Source organism: Vibrio sp. 1249-1 (assembly GCF_033340495.1).
The window spans coordinates 1-781 of the sequence record NZ_JAWOWJ010000400.1 but is presented as its reverse complement, the minus strand read 5'-3'; the positions used below and the strand labels follow the sequence as shown (position 1 = coordinate 781).

The 781-nt window shown below is 46.0% G+C and carries 2 protein-coding genes; one reads left to right on the top strand and one right to left on the bottom strand.

What is annotated here, in order from left to right; genetic code table 11:
• On the bottom strand, positions 1–209 hold a 209-nt coding region (locus R7Z50_RS26635), incomplete at its 3' end, for a 2Fe-2S iron-sulfur cluster-binding protein (RefSeq protein ID WP_318149632.1).
• A gap of 242 nt (positions 210–451) precedes the next feature.
• Between R7Z50_RS26635 and R7Z50_RS26630 the strand changes: the two genes are divergently transcribed.
• Positions 452–781 (top strand): hypothetical protein (locus tag R7Z50_RS26630; protein ID WP_318149631.1); only part of this gene is annotated, 330 nt, incomplete at its 3' end.

Here is a 781-nt window from a genome sequence, read left to right as displayed (position 1 = left end):
TTGAGACCGCGGTACACTTTGAGGTCACAGGCGCGCTTAGTTCCGCCACTCTCCACTTCGACAACACACAAATCACACGGAATTTTCTCGTTACTTTTGTTCATTCCGCACAGTGAAGGGATTTCGACCCCACACACTTTGGCTGCTTCCAGAAGGGTTAGCCCCTCTTCTACAATTCTATATTTTCCATCGATGACAATTTCTATCATACAACCCCCGAAGCAGGCACGTTAAACCTTACATTCTATAAGGATAACCCCTACCATGGAAAGTTCGTGTGACAAAAAACTCAATAAAGAGATATTTATTGGCGATTAATATGTCCAACCGATCCCAAGATGCACCAAATATCTCACGCTTACTTGGGGGTGAATGCTTGACTTTCCCCCTAGGGTAACCTTTATTATTAAGCGGTTACTCGTTATTTACACTCATTTTGACTGGACTCCGTATGCGCCTTAAATCACTGCATACAATTTGGCTAACGTTATGTACAACGCTGATACTGCTGGTATCTAGCGTGGTTAACAGCGCGCCTTTAATGAGTATCAAAATGATGTCGAGTGGCGCTATGATGCCTGAACACATGACAGAAATGGCAAGCACGAACGATCACTGCGGCTCCCCGAGCATGAGCATGGAGATGGCCTCATCGTTGAGCTCCGACTCTACAGAAATGACCATGAGCTGTGTTGATGGCTCCGGCATGATCCATAATTGCTGCACAGCATCTTGTTCATTCGTTTTCGTCCCGTTACCAGCCCCTGTCAGCCAACTATCC